Below are 15,172 nucleotides of genomic sequence, written 5' to 3' on the forward strand. Positions count from 1 at the left end.
AGGGTAGGGTTTGCGCGCCACCCTGCCTGGGCCACACTTGACAAAATTTGCACTTGGTACAACCCTGCACCCCCAAACTCTTGCCGACTTGGCCATGTCACCGCCCCCTTATGCACTCGTCCTGGACGACCACCCGCTGGTAGCACGCGGCGTGGCCGAATTCCTGCGCTCGCGCCTGCCCCGGATGGAAGTGGCCGTGGCGGGCCGCACCGAGGACGTGATGCCGCTGGTGGCCGAGCTCGGCGCACCCACCATTGCCCTCATCGACTTCTGGCTGGCCGAAGGGGCGGCGCTGGACCTGATTGCCCAGCTGCGCCAGCACTGCCCCGGCAGCGCCCTGGCGGTGATCAGCGGCGACGACGACCCGAACGTGATGGAGCGCGTGCGCCAGGCGGGCGCCCATGGGTTCATCCACAAGCAGGCCCCGCCCGAGACCTTTGCCCAGGCGGTAGAGGCGCTGCTGTGTGGCCTGGCCTGGTTTGAACCACCCAGCCAAAGCAGCCAGCCCCCGCGCAGCCGCGACCTGCCCGTGACGCCAACGGAACTGGGCCTGTCGATGCGCCAGGGCGAAATTCTGGAGCTGGTGCTTCAGGGGCTGCCCAACAAGCGCATTGCACTGCAGTACAACCTGTCGGAGAGCACGGTCAAAGAGCACATGAGTGCCATCCTGCTGCGCCTTGGCGCCCGCACGCGGGTGGAGGCAATTACGCGCCTTCGCGGGCGACGACTGGTGTTGCAGACCTCCGAATCAGCATAGGCCGCCCCCGTTCAATGGTTTCATCGAGCGACCTGGACAGCTTGCCCCCCCAAACCCCAATGCGCGCTGTCAGCGTGGAGGGGCAGGTTCGTTTGATGGAAATCACCTTTAAACGGCTGCATGCCAGCATCCTGGCAGGACCGTTCTTTGGGCTGCTGTTTGTCGTGGTCTACCAGATGTTCCACGACGCCCAATGGCTGTGGGCATGGCTGGCCTGCTACTGTGCATTTGCCGCAATCACGTACAGGATGCGCCAGACGTATCAATTGCAGCGGAAAGAAACCGACGCACACATTTTTTTGGTGCTCTGGCGGCGGCGGCTTGAACTCATTGCGCTGACTCACGGCGCCGGAGTCACCGCACCAATGGCCCTGGCAGCTGGCAATGCCAACTATGAAATCGCCCTGCTGATGGTTGCTCAAAGCGGCGGGATCATCGCCGCCAATGCTGCCATGCAAACGCCCATGCTGAGCGTTTTCTACCGTTTTTTCGCCAGCGGCTGGTGCACCTCTTTGTTGCTACATCCCTGGCTTCTGCCCAAGCACTGGACCTACAGCATCCCCATAGCATTGATTTACACCGTCATCATCTACCGCCATGCGCGCATCGCACATCAGTTCTTCGTGCATCAAGTATGGCTTGAAGAACAAGGCCAACGCTTGTCAGACCGGTACCGCGAAGCTCGCGATGCCGCCGAGGCGGCGCTGGCTGAGAAAAATCGCTTTCTGAGCACCGCCGCGCACGACCTGCGCCAGCCCGTGCACGCCATGGGCCTGCTCACCGAGGCAATTGCCGTTCGCAACCAGGACACTGCGCTGGTCGCGCCTTTGTCTGACCTTCGCCTGAGCCTGAAGTCTGTGCAGCTGATGTTCAACTCGCTGCTCGACCTGTCCAAAATCGAATCCGGCCAAGTGGCCGTGAAGCTCGCGCCGCTGTTGCTGCGCCCCTTGTTCAACGAGCTGGAGATCCAGTTCCTGGCGGAGGCCAGGTCGCGCGGGCTGCGCCTGCGGCTGCACATGCCGCCCCCAGGTTCAGCCTTGCAAGCCGACGCTGCACTGTTACGCCAGTCGCTGTCCAATCTGGTGCACAACGCCCTGCGCTACACGCCTCAGGGCGGCGTGCTCATCGGGGCCCGGCGGCGGCAGGGGGACTGGCGCATCGAGGTGTGGGACACGGGACTGGGCGTGGCGCTGGAAGACCGTACCCGCATCTATCAGCCCTTCTACCGCCCCCAGTACGCCTGGCACATCAACCGCGAGGGCCACGGGCTGGGGCTGGCCGTGGTGACACGCTGCGCGGACCTGATGGGCGCACAACACGGGATGCAGTCGCGCCTGGGGGCAGGCTCCTGCTTCTGGCTGCAGTTGCCCGCAGCCGCCCCGGCCCCCTACCCGGCCAGCCCCCCCAGCCAGCCCGCCGGGCCGTTGCGAGGCCGCTGCCTGATTCTGGACGATGACCCCTATGTTTTAGGCGGCTGGTCGGCCTTGTTGGGCAGCTGGGGGCTGCATGTCTGCCTGGCATCCGACGCAAAGCAGGCGTTTGCGCATGTAGACACCGGCCAGACCATCAATGTCGTCCTGTGCGACCAGCGGCTGCGCTCTGGAGAAAGCGGGTTTGACGTGCTGCTGGCCCTGCTGGCGCGTTGCCCGCAAGCACGGGGCGCCATGGTGAGTGGCGAGTTCGACGCCCCGGCCTTGCGCCGCGCCGAAGAAGAGGGCTACCTGGTGCTGAAAAAACCCGTGGACGTGGCCGACCTGCACACGCTGCTCAGCCGCTGGCTTGAGACGCCGGTCGATGCGGCTACCGCCATGGAGGAGCCCCTGCCATGAGGGTGCTGGCACTGTGGTGGCGCTGGTTCCCCCGCGCGCTGGACACTGGCACCTGGCCCAGGACATCTTTGCGATGCTGCTGCTCAGGGTTTTGTTCACGATGTGGTTCCAGGGGCTGAGCCGGAACCCCCTGGGCATGCTGGCCTGGACGGTGCTGTACTCACTGGCGGCGGTGGCCGTGTTGGACCAGTCGCGCCAGCTGCGGGCCAGCCTCAGCGGCACGGTCGCCGTTGATGATGCCGCGTAGCTGCGGCGCTGGCGGCCCCGGATGCGCAACACCAGCCTGGGCCTGGCCTCGCTAGGCGCCATCTTGGTGCTGCCCCCCCGGGCGCGCCAGCTTCGACTTTGTGCTGTTGCTGCACGTGAGCCTGGCGGTGGTGATTGTGGGCACCGCCACCTTCCAGCTGCCCTCGCTGGGCACGTTTCTGCGCTTTTACGGGTTTGGCTGGGGCGTGATCTCGGTGCTGGTGCCGCTGTCGCTGTCGCAATGGCCCAACCTGTTCGGCAACCCGGCCATGCCGGGCGGACCGCCCGCGTCACCCTGGCGCTTCATCATCCCCATGTCGCTGCTGTTGATGGCAGCGCTGTACCGGCATGCGGTGGTGGCGCACAACTTCTTTCTGCAGCAGGTGCGGCTGGAGGAGGAAAGTCTGCGTCTGGCCCAGGAGGCGCAGCAGGCCCACGCTGAGGCCGAGCAGGCACTGCGCGCCAAAAACCTCTTCCTCAGCACCGCCAGCCACGACCTGCGCCAGCCCATCCACGCCATGGGGTTCCAGATCGAAGCGCTGGCGCGGCGCAACCACGACGCCGCCTTGCTGCCCGCGCTGGACGACATGCGCCGCAGCCTGCGATCGGTGAGCCTGATGTTCAACGCGCTGCTGGACCTCTCTCGCATCGAAAGCGGCACCCTGCAGGCGCGCCGCCAACCCGTGGCCCTGCGACCGCTGCTGCACGACGTGGCCCTGCTGTTCCGCGCCGAAGCCCGCGACCTGGGCCTGGCACTGCGCGAGCACCTGCCGCCAGAGGACGCCACCGTGCTGGCCGACCCCGTGCTGCTGCGCCAGTGTGTGATCAACCTGGTGCACAACGCGCTGCGCTACACCCGCCACGGTGGTGTGCTGCTGGCCGCGCGCCGCCGGGGCGGGCGGTGGCGCATTGCCGTGTGGGACACCGGCGTGGGCGTGGCCGAGCAGGACCACGCCCGCATCTACCAGCCCTACGAACGCCTGCAGCGTGGCAGCACGCAGGTGGATGCAGGCCACGGGCTGGGGCTGGCCGTGGTGGCGCGATGCGCCGAGCTGATGGCGGCCGAACACGGCCTGCGCTCGCGGTTGGGGCGGGGGTCTTGCTTCTGGCTGCAACTGGCCGCCACCGCCGCCGTGTTGCCCCCTGAACACAAGAGCACCCCGGCGGGCATGGGCGCGCAGAGCGCCCCCGGTGCGGCCCCGCCGCCTTTGCCCACCCTGCTCGGCACCTGCCTGGTGCTGGACGACGACCCGCAGGTGCAGCAGGCCTGGTGCAACCTGCTGCACAGCTGGGGCCTGAAGGTGCGCCTGGCCGCCAATGCGCAAGAGGCGCTGGCGGCGGCGGCCAGCGGCTGCGCCCCCGACGTGGTGCTGTGCGACCAGCGCCTGCGCACGGGTGAAAGCGGCTTTGATGTGCTGCGCACGCTGCTGGCCCGCCACCCCGGTGCGCGCGGCGCCATGGTGAGCGGCGAATTCGACGCCCCCGCTCTGCAGGAGGCCGAAGCCGAAGGCTATGTGGTGCTGAGAAAGCCCGTCGACGTGAACGAGCTGCACGCCTTGCTGACACGCTGGCTGGATTCAGAGACACCGATGGTCCAGCACTGAAGCCCGGCCATCCGGGTGGCAAAGATGCCGGGCCATAAACCCGGCATAGTGCACGGCTGCACGACCCAATAGTCGCCCACGGAGCCACAGATTGAAGCAGCAAGACCCTTCCAGCCCCTCTGCCAGCGGCAAGCCCCGCTGGCTGTACCAGGCCCAGGATGCCAGCGGTCAGCCCACCGAGGGCTTTGTCCACGCCACCACCGCCGAAGAAGCCCTGCAGGCGGTCAATGCCCTGCAGCCCCCGCTGAGCCAGGTGCGGCTGCACTCCTCGGGGCTGTATGCCCGCGCGATGACCGAGATGACGGACGAGGTGCTGGGGCCCCTGGATGTGAAGGCGCTGCGCCAGCTGGCGCGCGACCAGATCGAAGCCCAGGAGAACCCGGGCGTGTGGACCCTGCTGCGCCAGCTGCTGCGCAACAACCGCACCTGGCTGCTGGTCTGCGCCGCGCTGCTGGCGCTGGCCGTGTGGCGCGAATGGAGTGTGTGGGTGCAGGGGATTGTGGTGGTGGCCATGCTCGTGCCCTTTGCCTGGTTTGCCTACATGCACCGGTTCCAGCGCATGTACCAGCAGGCCCTGCTGGCCCATGCCACGGGCGACCTGCCGCGCCTTCAGGTGCTGGCCGAGCGCCTGGCCGACGCCGCCGAGCGCCACAGCTTCATGCGCGAGCCCGCCTGGGATGCGGCCGTGCGCATGGCCTGGTTCGAGGCGCGCACCGAGGGGGTGGACGCCGCCATCCTGCGGCTGCGTGTGCACCCGATGCGCCCGCCGGACGACGGTGACTTTTTGGCACGCGTGTACACCCTGCCCCTGGCTGCGGGCGACCATGCGGGTTTCACGGCCCGCCTGCGCGAGCTGATTGCGCTGCGCCCCGCCGAACCCATCCTGCAGCTGGACCTGGCACTGGGCGAAGCGCGCGCCGGCCACGCCGACGAAGCACAACGCCTGCTGGACGCCACCAAGACCGAGCTGCTGCCGCCCCACGGCCAGGCCTTCATCGACTGGGTGCGGGGCCTGATCGCACTGCGCGACCCGGCACTCGCGAGCGAGGCGGCCCGCCACCTGGGCCAGGCCTGCGCGCAGTTCCTCACGCTGGTGCCCAAGGCCCCGGGCGCCTGGCCGTCGCTGGCGGTGTGCACCTGCGACTACGCGCTGGCCCTGGCCTGGAGCGGCCGCCCCGAAGCCGCGCGCGAGGCCTTTGCGGGCGTCTACCCTGTGTCGCGCCACCATGCCGAGCCAGAGCGGCTGGCCATGCTGGAGCGCGAACTGCGCATGCGGGGTTGAGGCTCAGGCCAGCGCGCGCTGGATGATGATTTTCTGCACGTCGCTCGTGCCCTCATAAATCTGGCACACGCGCACGTCGCGGTAGATGCGCTCCACCGGGAAGTCGTTCACCACGCCGTAGCCGCCCAGCGTCTGGATGGCGGCGCTGCACACGCGTTCGGCCATCTCGCTGGCAAACAGCTTGGCCATGGCGGCTTCCTTCAGGCAGGGCTTCCCGGCATCGCGCAGCGCGGCCGCGTGCCAGATGAGCTGGCGCGCGGCCTCGATCTGCGTGGCGCAGTCGGCCAGGCGGAAACCCACGGCCTGGTGGTTGAAGATGGCGGTGCCGAAGCTCTCGCGCTCTTTCGAATACGCCAGCGCCGCGTCAAACGCGCTGCGCGCCATGCCCACGCTTTGCGCGGCGATGCCGATGCGGCCACCTTCGAGCGCACCCAGCGCAATCTTGTAGCCCTCGCCCTCGGCACCGATCAGGTTCTCGGCGGGGACGCGGCAGTTGTCGAAGTTGATCTGCGCCGTGTCGCTGCTGTGCTGGCCCAGCTTGTCTTCGAGCCGCGCGACCACGTAGCCGGGGTTGCTGGTGGGCACGAGGAAGGCGCTCATGCCCTTCTTGCCTGCGCCCTTGTCGGTGACGGCGATCACGATGGCCACATGGCCATTCTTGCCGCTGGTGATGAACTGCTTGACACCGTTGATCACGTATTCGTCGCCCTGCTTCACCGCCGTGGTGCGCAGGGCCGAGGCGTCCGAGCCCACATGCGGCTCGGTCAGGCAGAACGCGCCCAGCATCTCGCCACGGGCCAGCGGCGTGAGCCAGTCACGCTTTTGCTGCGCGTTGCCGTAGCGCATGAGGATGGCGTTGACGGGGCAGTTGGTCACGCTGATGGCGGTGCTGGTGCCGCCGTCACCGGCTGCGATTTCTTCCAGCACCAGCGCCAGCGTGAGGTAGTCGAGGTCGGCTCCGCCGAATTCTTCAGGCACGCAGATGCCATAGGCGCCCAGGGCGGCGAGGCCTTGGTGGGCCTCCTTGGGGAAGTGGTGTTCCTTGTCCCAGCGCGCGGCGTTGGGCCACAGCTCGGTCTGGGCAAAGTCGCGCACCGCGTCGCGGATCATTTCCTGGTCTTGGGTCAGCAGCATGGGGTGTCTCCGGAAGTCGTTGTTCGTTGAAAAGAATTACCAGTGCGCGGCGCGGCGGCCGTCGTGGTGCAGCAGGCGGCCCTTGTCGGCCGGGGTCAGGCCCGCTACCGTGCTGCGCAGGCCGCGCACGCTGTCCTCCACCGTGAGCGGGGCGCCGTCGCCACCCATGTCGGTCTGCACCCAGCCGGGGTCGATGGTGACCAGCGTGGCGCCGGGGTAGTCGTGCTGCGCAGCGGCCACGGCCATGTTCAGCGCGGCCTTGCTGGTGCGGTACAGCCAGGAGCCGCTGTTCGGCACGCTGCCGATCTGCGACATGGACGATGAGACGAATGCAAACGCCCCGCCCGCATCCGCCACCAGCGGCGCCACCTGCGGGATGGCCTGCATCGCGCCCAGCACATTGGTGTGCATGACGGTGTCAAAGTCCTGCTGCGTCGGCGGCGTGAGGGCGTTCGGGCGACGGATCACCCCGGCCACATACCAGGCGATGTCGATCTTCTCGCCATCGAGCTGCCAGGCCAGGCCGCTGATGCTGGCGGGGTTGGCCACGTCCACCGTCAGCGCCTCGGCGCCCAGGGCCAACACGCGCTCGCGGCCCGCATCGTCGCGCACGGTGGCGATCACACGGCGGCCCGCCTCGGTGTACTGGCGCACCAGCTCCAGGCCAATGCCCCGCGATGCACCGATGACGAGTATGGAGTTCATTTTTTGAAAAAAATTGGCCTCTTCCGCGCGTCCACCATGCGAAAGAAGCTATAAAAACATGAGCAAACCAGTGTCACACTGGCTCGTTCTCCGCACCACCCGGCAGCGCCGGGAGGGGCCATCACACCGGTTACACCAGTTCCAGAGCCACGGCCGTGGCTTCGCCGCCGCCGATGCACAGCGTGGCCAGGCCCTTGGGCAGGCCACGGGCCTTGAGCGCATGGATCAGCGTGACCATGATGCGCGCACCGCTGGCGCCGATGGGGTGGCCCAGCGCGCAGGCGCCGCCGTTCACGTTGACCTTGTCGTGCGGCAAGTCGAGCTCCTTCATGAGCGCCATGGGCACCACGGCAAAGGCCTCGTTGATCTCCCACAGCTGCACATCGCCGACGGCCCATCCGGCCTTGGCCAACGCTTTCTGCGTAGCGCCCAGGGGCGCGGTGGCAAACCACTCGGGCTCCTGCGCATGGGTGGCGTGGCTCACGATGCGGGCGACGGGCTTGCAACCCAGCTTCTTCGCCGTGGAATCGCGCATCATCACCAGCGCCGCAGCGCCGTCGTTGATGCTGGAGCTGGAGGCGGCGGTGATGGTGCCGTCCTTCTTGAATGCGGGCTTCAAGGTGGCGATCTTTTCGAGCTTGACCTTGCCAGGGCCTTCGTCCACCGACACCATGCGCTCGCCGCTGCGGTCCTTCACCGTCACGGGCACGATCTCGGCCGCGAAGGCGCCCGACTCGGTGGCGGCCTTGGCGCGCTGCACGCTGGCGGTGGCAAACGCGTCCTGCTGCTCGCGCGTGAAGCTGTATTTGGCGGCGCAGTCTTCACCGAAGGTGCCCATGCTGCGGCCCGCTTCGTACGCGTCTTCCAGGCCGTCGAGCATCATGTGGTCGAAGATGCGGTCATGGCCCAGGCGGTAGCCGCCGCGGCCCTTTTGCAGCAGGTAGGGGGCGTTGGTCATGCTTTCCATGCCGCCCGCCACCATCACCTCGTGTGAGCCGGCCAGCAGCATGTCGTGCGCCATCATCGCGGCCTTCATGCCCGAGCCGCACATCTTGCTGAGCGTGACGGCGCCCGCGCCCTTGGGCAGGCCGCCCTTGAACGCTGCCTGGCGCGCTGGCGCCTGGCCCTGGCCGGCCATCAGGCAGTTGCCGAACAGCACTTCGCTCACGGCGTCGGGCGACACCCCGGCACGCTCGATAGCGGCCTTGATGGCAGCGCCGCCCAGGTCGTGCGCAGCCAGGCTGGAGAAGTCGCCCTGCAGCGAGCCCATGGGGGTGCGTGCGGCGCCGACGATGACAATGGGGTCTTGGATGGTCGTGGACATGGTGAAGGTCTCCTGGGGAATGGTCAGAGGAAAGGGGGCAATGAAATTGGCTGGCGATCAGCGGGAAGCGGCGACCTGCGCAAAGCGGCGCTCGGTGTCGTAGGGAAACACATCGAACATGTGGCCCGCCTGGATGCGCTCCTTGTGCGACTGCCAGAACGCGGCGTCGAGCAGGTCTGCATGGTGCTGCATGAAGACTTCGCGCACCGCGTCGTTGCCGAGCAGGAAGGGGCCGAAGGTTTCAGGGAAGACATCGCGCGGGCCCACGCTGTACCAGACCTCGCCGCTCATCTCTTCTTCCTCGTTGCGCGGCGTGGGCACGCGGCGGAAGTTGCAGTCGGTGAGGTATTCGATCTCGTCGTAGTCGTAGAACACAACCTTGCCATTGCGTGTGACGCCGAAGTTCTTCCAGAGCATGTCGCCGGGGAAGATGTTGGCGGCCACGAGGTCCTTGATGGCGTTGCCGTATTCGATGACGCTGTGCTCCATCTGCTGGCGCGCGCGCGGGTCGGCCAGGCCGGTGTCGAAGGCTTCCTGCAGGTAGATGTTGAGCGGGATCATGCGCCGCTCGATGTACAGGTGCTTGATGATCACCTCGGTCTGGCCGTCGCCATCGCGGTCGCTGATTTCGAGCTGGCTGGGGGCGAACTTCTCGATCTCGGCAATCAGCGCATCGTCAAAGCGGTCGCGGGGGAAGGCAACCTCGCTGTACTCCAGCGTGTCGGCCATGCGGCCCACTCGGTCGTGTTGCTTGACCAGCAGGTACTTGGCCTTGATCTGCTCGCGCGTGGTTTCTTTCTGGTGCGGGAAGTAGTCCTTGATGAGCTTGAACACGAACGGAAAGCTCGGCAGGTCGAACACCAGCATCACCATGCCCTTGATACCGGGCGCAATGCGGAACTGATCGCTGGAATGCTTCAGGTGGTACAGGAAGTCGCGGTAGAACAGCGTCTTGCCCTGCTTGGCCAGACCCAGGGCGTTGTAGATCTCGGCGCGCGGCTTGCGCGGCATGAGACTGCGCAGGAACTGCACATAGGCGCTGGGCACCTCCATGTCCACCATGAAGTACGCACGCGCAAAGCTGAACAGCATCTGCATGTCGTCTTCGCCAAACAGCGCGGCGTCGATGTACAAGCGGCCAGCATCGTCGTGCAGGATGGGCAGCGCAAACGGCACTTCGTTGAAACCGTTGATGATCTTGCCCACCACGTAGGCGCCCTTGTTGCGAAAGAACAGGCTGGTGAGCACCTGCACCTGGAAGTTGGTGCGCAGCTTGACCTTGTCCAGGCGGCTGCGCATGGCGGCCACCACACAGGCCGTGTCGCGCGGCAGGTCGGCGAACTCGCGCTGGAGCTGGAAGTTCTCGATGATGGCCTGGAAGGTGTCGTTCAGCGTGTCGCGCGTGGGGTAGTAGGCGCGGTAAGTAGGGCGCGCGGCGGGCTCGTCGTTCTCGATGTATTCGGTGCTGACCGCAGGCCGCACAAAGATGAAGTCGTTGTGGAAATGCGTGCGGTGCAGGATCTTGGTGGTGACCGAGTTGAAGAAGGTCTCGGCCAGCTCAGGCTGGTGGTGGTTCACCAGCAGCCCGATGTAGTGCAGCTTGATCTGGTGCCACACGTCCATGGGCTGTGCGCCCGCGCTGAATTCCTTCTCCAGCCGGCGCACGCATTCCTTCACCCGCAGGTCGTAGAACTCGATGCGCTCGCGCTGCGCCCGCTGCTGGCCGTGCCAGTCGCCGGTTTCAAAGCGGTGCTTGGCCCGCGCAGACTCGGTGCGGAACAGCCGGTAGTGGCGGTTGAAGCCGTCCATCATGGCCTTGGCAATGCCGTAGGCCTGTGGGGCATCGAGGCGTTGCGGGAACATGGCGGGTTCTCGGCCGTCGCAGTGAGCGGGCTTGGGGGGCGCCGCTTACTGCCGCTTGGCGGCAGCCACGCCAGCGATGGCCGCCTTGTAGAGCGACTCCAGGCCTTCGGTGCTGTCCACCGACATGTGCAGGTTGTTGATGAGCCCGTCTTTCAGGCCGTAGCACCAGCCATGCAGCGTGACCTTCTGGCCCCGACCCCAGGCGTCGAGCATCACGGTGCTCTGCGCCACGTTGACCACCTGCTCGATGGCGTTCAGCTCGCACAGCACGTCGTGGCGCCACTGGGGTTCAATGGACGCGATCAGGTCGCGGTGCCGGTCGCGCACGTCGGACACGTGGCGAATCCAGTTGTCGGCGAGGCCGACGCGCATGCCTTCCAGCGCGGCCAGCACACCGCCGCAGCCATAGTGGCCCACGACCATGAGGTGCTCAACCCGCAGCTGGTCCACCGCGTACTGGATGGTGGACAGGCAGTTGAGGTCGGTGGGCACAACCACGTTGGCCACGTTGCGGTGCACGAAAACCTCGCCAGGCTCCAGGCCCGTGATCTGGTTGGCGGGCACGCGGCTGTCAGAACAGCCGATCCACATGTACTTGGGCTTTTGCTGCGCCAGCAGGCCGGTGAAGAAGCCAGGGCGCTCGCGTTCCATCTGGGCCGCCCAGGCGCGGTTGTGAACAAACAGGTCTTCGATGGAGGTGGGCATGGTGGGTCTGGCTCTTTCAAACAGTGGATCGGCCTGCGGCAAAGGTCCGCAGGTCAGCAGGTTTCGGCAAACAGCTCGCGACCGATCAGCATGCGGCGGATCTCGCTGGTGCCCGCACCAATCTCGTACAGCTTGGCATCGCGCCAGAGGCGGCCCAGCGGGTACTCGTTGATGTAGCCGTTGCCACCATAGATCTGCACGCCTTCGCCCGCCATCCAGGTGGCCTTTTCGGCACACCAGAGGATGACGCTGGCACAGTCCTTGCGGACCTGGCGCACATGGTCAGTCCCGAGCATGTCGAGGTTCTTGGCCACCGTGTAGGCAAACGAGCGCCCCGCCTGCAGCACGGTGTACATGTCGGCCACTTTGCCCTGGATGAGCTGGAATTCGCCAATGCTCTGGCCGAACTGCTTGCGGTCGTGAATGTAAGGGATCACGTTGTCCATCACCGACTGCATGATGCCCAGGGGGCCGCCGGTCAGCACCGCGCGCTCATAGTCCAGGCCACTCATGAGCACTTTGGCGCCCTGGTTCAGACCACCCAGCACGTTCTCAGCGGGCACCTCGACGTCCTGGAACACCAGCTCGCCGGTGTGGCTGCCGCGCATGCCCAGCTTGTCGAGCTTTTGGGCGATGGAAAAACCCTTCATGCCCTTCTCGATCAGGAAGGCTGTGACGCCGCGTGCGCCCAGCTCAGGCTCGGTCTTGGCGTAGACCACCAGCGTGTCGGCGTCGGGGCCGTTGGTGATCCACATCTTGCTGCCGTTGAGCAGGTAGTAGCCGCCCTTGTCCTCGGCCTTGAGCTTCATGCTGATCACGTCGGAGCCCGCGCCGGGTTCGCTCATCGCCAGCGCACCCACATGTTCTCCGCTGATGAGCTTGGGCAGGTACTTGGCCTTTTGCGCCTCGTTGCCGTTGCGGTTGATCTGGTTCACGCACAGGTTGCTGTGCGCGCCATAGGACAGACCCACCGAGGCGCTGGCACGGGAGATTTCTTCCATCGCCACCATGTGGGCGAGGTAGCCCATGGCGGCACCGCCGTACTGCTCGGGCACGGTGATGCCGAGCACGCCCAGGTCGCCCATCTTGCGCCACAGGTCCATGGGGAACTGGTCGCTCCTGTCGATCTCGGCCGCAAGCGGCGCGATTTCGGCCTGGGCAAAGTCGCGCACGGCGTCGCGCAGGGCATCGATGTCTTCGCCCAGCTGGAAGTTGAGGCCGGGCAGGTTGGCGGGAATGCTCATGGAATGTCTCCTCGGAATGGATAGGGGGAAATGCTGCGCTCAGCCCTGGATCGCGTCGCGCCCGGCAACCGCCATGAGGGTGCACCCCATGGTGGCCACCAGTTTTTCTTGGCTGCCGTCGATGGCGAAAGCCCGGCCTTCGCACACGGTGATGGTGCGGCCAGGCTTGATGACCCGGCCTTCCATGCGAAACCGCTCGCCCTTTGCGGGGGCCAGCAGGTTGATCTTGAATTCAATCGTGAGGACCGCTGCGTCCTCCGCCATCAGGGTAAAGCCCGCATAGCCGCAGGCCGAGTCCAGCGCCGTGGCGCCCATGCCCGCATGCAGGAAGCCGTGTTGCTGGGTCAGCCCAGGGGCCCAGGGAAGCTCAATGTCCACCGCCCCGGGCTCCAGCAGGCCCAGGCAGGCCCCCAGGGTCTGCATCGCTCCCTGGCGCGCAAAGCTGGCGTGCACGCGGTCTGCGTAATGGGCACAGCGGGGCTCGAACGGGGTCGTTGTCACGACGGTCTCCTGATTTACGTTTACGTAAACGTCAATTATGAATCATTTTTGCGTTTCCACCTTGAGGAGCAGTGCGCGCGCTTCTTCCTCGTGCTCCTGGACCTCTTCGAGGTTGGCCCTCAGGTCGGCCATCTGCTCTTCCAGTTGCTTGCGGTGCAGCACCAGTACATCGAGGAATTTGCGCAGCTGCACGCCGGTATCGCGCGGGCTGTCATAGAGATCAATGATCTCTTTGGCCTCGGTCAGCGACAGACCCAGGCGCTTGGCACGCAGGGTCAGGCGCAAGCGCGTGCGGTCCCGGGCGCTGTAGACGCGGTTGCGACCCGCAGCCCCCGTTCGCTCAGGCTGCAACAGGCCCATGTCTTCATAGAAGCGGATGGCCCGGGTGGTGAGGTCAAACTCTTTGGCGAGATCGCTGATGGTGTAGGTATTGGCCATGGTGTGGGCTGCATGCAACCGGTGCGGTTTCGCGCAGGAGACAGCCTTTAGGCCATCGGTCCCTACAATGCCTCGGATGCATGACGTTTACGTTAACGTTAACGTCAATGCTAACGCATACAACCATTGCTATGAACCCACTCGAACACCAGATCCACTACCCGTTGGGGGATGTTCTCCCGCCTGAAGGTGGAGCCATCACCGTCGCTCCTGGCGTCAAGTGGATCCGCATGGGTCTGCCGTTTGCGCTCGACCATATCAACTTGTGGCTGCTGCGGGATCGGCAGCCCGATGTACATGGCGCCCTCGTGGAGGGCTGGACCGTGGTCGATTGCTGCATCGACAGCCCGAGCACGCGCGCGCAGTGGGAGCAGGTGTTTGCCAACAGCCTGGAGGGCCTGCCACTCCTGCGGGTGATCGTCACCCACATGCATCCAGACCACATCGGCTTGGCGCATTGGCTGTGCGAACGCTGGAATGTGAACCTGTGGATCAGCGCCACCGACTACCAAGTGGCCAGAGTCGCCGTGTACGACCGCAATGGCTTTGGCGGTGAGGCCGACGCCGACTTCTATACCTTACATGGCATGCAGGATGGGGAATTCCTCCAGCATGTACGGGGGCGAACTTCGTACTTTCCGACGCTCGTCCCCGCTCTACCACCTCGCTTCCGTCGGCTCATGGATGGGGACCCACTGGAGATCGGCGGACGAGTCTGGCAGTGCATCAGCGGCTACGGACATGCTCCCGAGCACATTGCACTGTACTGCGCGGAGCTGTCGGCCCTCATCAGCGGCGACATGGTGCTGCCCCGGATCTCCACCAACGTGAGCGTTCATGCATCGGAGCCGGAATCCAATCCCTTGCGGCTGTTCTTGACCTCTTTGTTGCGCTACCTGGTCCTGCCAGAGGAAACGCTGGCGCTTCCCTCCCACGGCAAGCCCTTCCAAGGCCTGCACGAACGCATCCGCCAGCTACAAAGTCACCATCAAGATCGGCTCAATGAGATCCTTGTGGCGGCCGAGCAAGGTTCGTTATCCGCATTCGACGTGCTGCCCATCATGTTCAAGCGCAAGCTGGATGCACACCAGATGACATTTGCCATGGGCGAGGCCTTGGCCCACTTGCATTGGTTGTGGTTTGAGGGGCGGCTGCAGCGGATTTGGGACGCCAACGGAGTTCACCGATTCCAGCTCGCGCAGGGCTCGACAAAGAGAAGCCGAGAGGGTGCTATCCAGATCGCGTAGTAGCTTGTGCTGTGGTCCGGCAGCACATGGATCGCGAGGAGGTTCCGACTCATTCAGCATACCGCTGCGCCTGATAGGCAGTGGACGCTATCAAGACCAATGCAGCCTGGTTGTTGATATGCGCCCCCCGAAAAGCAAAAAACCCCAGTCTTGATGAGACTGGGGTTTTCTGGGCTGTAAGAGCCTGACGATGACCTACTTTCACACGGGAACCCGCACTATCATCGGCGCAAAGTCGTTTCACTGTCCTGTTCGGGATGGGAAGGAGTGGTACCAACTTGCTATGGTCATCA

General features: G+C 65.5%; 14 protein-coding genes and 1 rRNA gene. 6 read left to right on the plus strand and 9 right to left on the minus strand.

What is annotated here, in order from left to right; genetic code table 11:
* Positions 1-94: 94 nt before the first annotated feature.
* The 5 genes from ACYZGB_RS12660 (at position 95) to ACYZGB_RS12680 (ending at position 5,718) form a co-directional block, all read left to right on the plus strand.
* Complete coding sequence (locus ACYZGB_RS12660) at positions 95-757, plus strand: LuxR C-terminal-related transcriptional regulator (RefSeq protein ID WP_462388689.1); 663 nt, start codon at positions 95-97, stop codon at positions 755-757.
* A 95-nt stretch (positions 758-852) separates the two neighbouring features.
* Positions 853-2,586: a sensor histidine kinase gene (locus ACYZGB_RS12665; protein WP_462388691.1), complete on the plus strand. Its 1,734-nt coding sequence runs from the start codon at positions 853-855 to the stop codon at positions 2,584-2,586.
* A 16-nt stretch (positions 2,587-2,602) separates the two neighbouring features.
* Positions 2,603-2,833, plus strand: a complete 231-nt coding sequence (locus ACYZGB_RS12670; protein WP_462388693.1) for a hypothetical protein — start codon at positions 2,603-2,605, stop codon at positions 2,831-2,833.
* A 100-nt stretch (positions 2,834-2,933) separates the two neighbouring features.
* Positions 2,934-4,436 (plus strand): hybrid sensor histidine kinase/response regulator, encoded by a 1,503-nt coding sequence (locus tag ACYZGB_RS12675; RefSeq protein ID WP_462388695.1) that lies wholly within the window; start codon positions 2,934-2,936, stop codon positions 4,434-4,436.
* A 91-nt stretch (positions 4,437-4,527) separates the two neighbouring features.
* Positions 4,528-5,718 (plus strand): YfgM family protein, encoded by a 1,191-nt coding sequence (locus ACYZGB_RS12680; protein ID WP_462388697.1) that lies wholly within the window; start codon positions 4,528-4,530, stop codon positions 5,716-5,718.
* Positions 5,719-5,721: 3 nt separating this feature from the next.
* Here ACYZGB_RS12680 and ACYZGB_RS12685 read toward each other — a convergent pair whose 3' ends face one another.
* The 8 genes from ACYZGB_RS12685 to ACYZGB_RS12720 all read right to left on the minus strand — a co-directional run bounded on the left by ACYZGB_RS12685 (position 5,722) and on the right by ACYZGB_RS12720 (position 13,632).
* Complete coding sequence (locus ACYZGB_RS12685) at positions 5,722-6,852, minus strand: acyl-CoA dehydrogenase family protein (protein ID WP_462388698.1); 1,131 nt, start codon at positions 6,850-6,852, stop codon at positions 5,722-5,724.
* Between the two features lie 36 nt (positions 6,853-6,888).
* Positions 6,889-7,557, minus strand: a complete 669-nt coding sequence (locus ACYZGB_RS12690; RefSeq protein WP_462388700.1) for an SDR family oxidoreductase — start codon at positions 7,555-7,557, stop codon at positions 6,889-6,891.
* Positions 7,558-7,687: 130 nt separating this feature from the next.
* Complete coding sequence (locus ACYZGB_RS12695) at positions 7,688-8,881, minus strand: acetyl-CoA C-acyltransferase (protein WP_462388701.1); 1,194 nt, start codon at positions 8,879-8,881, stop codon at positions 7,688-7,690.
* 57 nt (positions 8,882-8,938) lie between these two features.
* Positions 8,939-10,744, minus strand: a complete 1,806-nt coding sequence (aceK, locus tag ACYZGB_RS12700; protein ID WP_462388703.1) for a bifunctional isocitrate dehydrogenase kinase/phosphatase — start codon at positions 10,742-10,744, stop codon at positions 8,939-8,941.
* Between the two features lie 45 nt (positions 10,745-10,789).
* Positions 10,790-11,449: a carbonate dehydratase gene (gene can, locus ACYZGB_RS12705; RefSeq protein WP_462388704.1), complete on the minus strand. Its 660-nt coding sequence runs from the start codon at positions 11,447-11,449 to the stop codon at positions 10,790-10,792.
* A gap of 53 nt (positions 11,450-11,502) precedes the next feature.
* Positions 11,503-12,693, minus strand: a complete 1,191-nt coding sequence (locus ACYZGB_RS12710; protein ID WP_462388705.1) for an isovaleryl-CoA dehydrogenase — start codon at positions 12,691-12,693, stop codon at positions 11,503-11,505.
* A 39-nt stretch (positions 12,694-12,732) separates the two neighbouring features.
* Positions 12,733-13,116, minus strand: a complete 384-nt coding sequence (locus ACYZGB_RS12715; RefSeq protein WP_462388709.1) for a PaaI family thioesterase — start codon at positions 13,114-13,116, stop codon at positions 12,733-12,735.
* A gap of 120 nt (positions 13,117-13,236) precedes the next feature.
* Positions 13,237-13,632: a MerR family transcriptional regulator gene (locus tag ACYZGB_RS12720; RefSeq protein WP_108615735.1), complete on the minus strand. Its 396-nt coding sequence runs from the start codon at positions 13,630-13,632 to the stop codon at positions 13,237-13,239.
* A gap of 131 nt (positions 13,633-13,763) precedes the next feature.
* Between ACYZGB_RS12720 and ACYZGB_RS12725 the strand changes: the two genes are divergently transcribed.
* Positions 13,764-14,879, plus strand: a complete 1,116-nt coding sequence (locus ACYZGB_RS12725) for an MBL fold metallo-hydrolase (RefSeq protein ID WP_462388706.1) — start codon at positions 13,764-13,766, stop codon at positions 14,877-14,879.
* A 182-nt stretch (positions 14,880-15,061) separates the two neighbouring features.
* Here the strand turns inward: ACYZGB_RS12725 and rrf are convergent.
* Positions 15,062-15,172, minus strand: a 5S ribosomal RNA gene (gene rrf / locus ACYZGB_RS12730); the annotation flags it as partial.

This window comes from Acidovorax sp. Q11, assembly GCF_054950075.1.

What these genes read in the sequence shown, in the direction of transcription:
- ACYZGB_RS12720 (WP_108615735.1), bottom strand. Translation starts at nt 13,632, where the DNA reads ATGGCCAATACCTACACCATCAGCGATCTCGCCAAAGAGTTTGACCTC.
- ACYZGB_RS12695 (WP_462388701.1), bottom strand. Translation starts at nt 8,881, where the DNA reads ATGTCCACGACCATCCAAGACCCCATTGTCATCGTCGGCGCCGCACGC.
- ACYZGB_RS12690 (WP_462388700.1), bottom strand. Translation starts at nt 7,557, where the DNA reads ATGAACTCCATACTCGTCATCGGTGCATCGCGGGGCATTGGCCTGGAG.
- ACYZGB_RS12715 (WP_462388709.1), bottom strand. Translation starts at nt 13,116, where the DNA reads ATGCAGACCCTGGGGGCCTGCCTGGGCCTGCTGGAGCCCGGGGCGGTG.
- aceK (WP_462388703.1), bottom strand. Translation starts at nt 10,744, where the DNA reads ATGTTCCCGCAACGCCTCGATGCCCCACAGGCCTACGGCATTGCCAAG.
- ACYZGB_RS12685 (WP_462388698.1), bottom strand. Translation starts at nt 6,852, where the DNA reads ATGCTGCTGACCCAAGACCAGGAAATGATCCGCGACGCGGTGCGCGAC.
- ACYZGB_RS12725 (WP_462388706.1), top strand. Translation starts at nt 13,764, where the DNA reads ATGAACCCACTCGAACACCAGATCCACTACCCGTTGGGGGATGTTCTC.
- ACYZGB_RS12710 (WP_462388705.1), bottom strand. Translation starts at nt 12,693, where the DNA reads ATGAGCATTCCCGCCAACCTGCCCGGCCTCAACTTCCAGCTGGGCGAA.
- ACYZGB_RS12660 (WP_462388689.1), top strand. Translation starts at nt 95, where the DNA reads ATGTCACCGCCCCCTTATGCACTCGTCCTGGACGACCACCCGCTGGTA.
- ACYZGB_RS12665 (WP_462388691.1), top strand. Translation starts at nt 853, where the DNA reads ATGGAAATCACCTTTAAACGGCTGCATGCCAGCATCCTGGCAGGACCG.
- can (WP_462388704.1), bottom strand. Translation starts at nt 11,449, where the DNA reads ATGCCCACCTCCATCGAAGACCTGTTTGTTCACAACCGCGCCTGGGCG.